The organism is Kribbella sp. NPDC048837 (assembly GCF_055586945.1).
Window position 1 is genome coordinate 1 of the sequence record NZ_JBVJHF010000033.1, and the last position, 1,289, is coordinate 1,289.

Annotated in this window: 1 protein-coding gene; it reads left to right on the plus strand. The window is 70.6% G+C overall.

All coding sequences use genetic code 11. The features are described 5' to 3' along the window. Positions 1–23 precede the first annotated feature (23 nt). Positions 24–1,259 (plus strand): IS110 family RNA-guided transposase, encoded by a 1,236-nt coding sequence (locus ACZ6O0_RS44460; protein ID WP_465771180.1) that lies wholly within the window; start codon positions 24–26, stop codon positions 1,257–1,259. Positions 1,260–1,289: the final 30 nt, after the last annotated feature.

The following is a 1,289-nucleotide window of genomic DNA, read 5'->3' on the forward strand; positions in this document are numbered from 1 at the left end:
GTGTGGAGGGGGTGGGGTCGGTGGTGTTGTTTGTGGGTGATGACTGGTCTGAGGCGCAGCACGATGTCGAGGTGATGGACGGGTCGGGTCGCCGGTTGGCGCGGGCTCGGTTGCCGGAGGGTGTGGCGGGGGTGGCGCGGTTGCACGCGTTGGTCGCCGAGCACTTGGACGAGCGGCGGCTGGATACCGATGCGGGTGACGCGGAGGTGGTGGTGGGGATTGAGACCGATCGGGGTCCGTGGGTGCGGGCGTTGGTGGCGGCTGGCTACTCGGTGTTCGCGGTGAACCCGTTGTCGGTGGCGCGGTTCCGGGAGCGGCACGGGGTGTCGGGGGCCAAGAGTGATGCCGCGGATGCGCATCTGCTGGCCGACATGGTCCGCACCGATGCCCACCAGTTGCGGCCGGTCGCGGCCGACAGTGACCTGGCCGAGGCCGTCAAGGTCGTCGCGCGGGCGCACAAGACGTTGATCTGGGAACGGACCCGGCACGTGCTGCGGCTGCGGCGCGGACTGCTGGACTACTTCCCGGCCGCGGTGGACGCCTTCGACGACCTGGCCGCGATCGATGCGCTCGAGCTGCTCGGCCAAGCGCCCGACCCGGCCGCGGCAGCCCGGTTGCCCCGGGCCCGGATCCGGGCGGCGCTGAAGCGGGCCCATCGCCGCGACGTCGAGACCAAAGCCGCCCGGATCCAGGCCTCCTTGCGGACTCCTCGCCTGACCCAGCCCGAGCTCGTCGCGCAGGCGTATGCGGCCACCACCCGCGCCGAGATCGCGATCCTGGCCACCCTGGCCGAACAGATCAAGAGCCTGCAAGGCGAGGTGGAGGCGTGTTTTGGCCGCCACCCGGACGCTGACATCATCTGCTCCCAGCCCGGTCTGGGACCGATCCTGGGCGCCCGGGTGCTGGCCGAGTTCGGCGACGACCCCCACCGCTACCGCGACGCCAAGTCCCGCAAGAACTACGCCGGCACCTCCCCGATCACCCGCGCCTCGGGCAAGAAACGCACCGTGTCGGCCCGCCACGTCCACAACGACCGGCTCGTCGACGCCCTGTTCGCCCAGGCCTTCTCCGCGCTGTCGTGCTCACCCGGCGCCCGCATCTACTACGACCAACTCCGCGCCCGCGGCACCACCCACCAACCAGCCCTACGGCAACTCGCCAACCGCCTCGTCGGCATCCTCCACGGCTGCCTCAAAACCCACACCCCCTACAACGAAACCACCGCCTGGCCCCAACACCCACAAACCACCGCCGCTTGACACCCCAACCCCCTGGGATGTCTCCGTCGC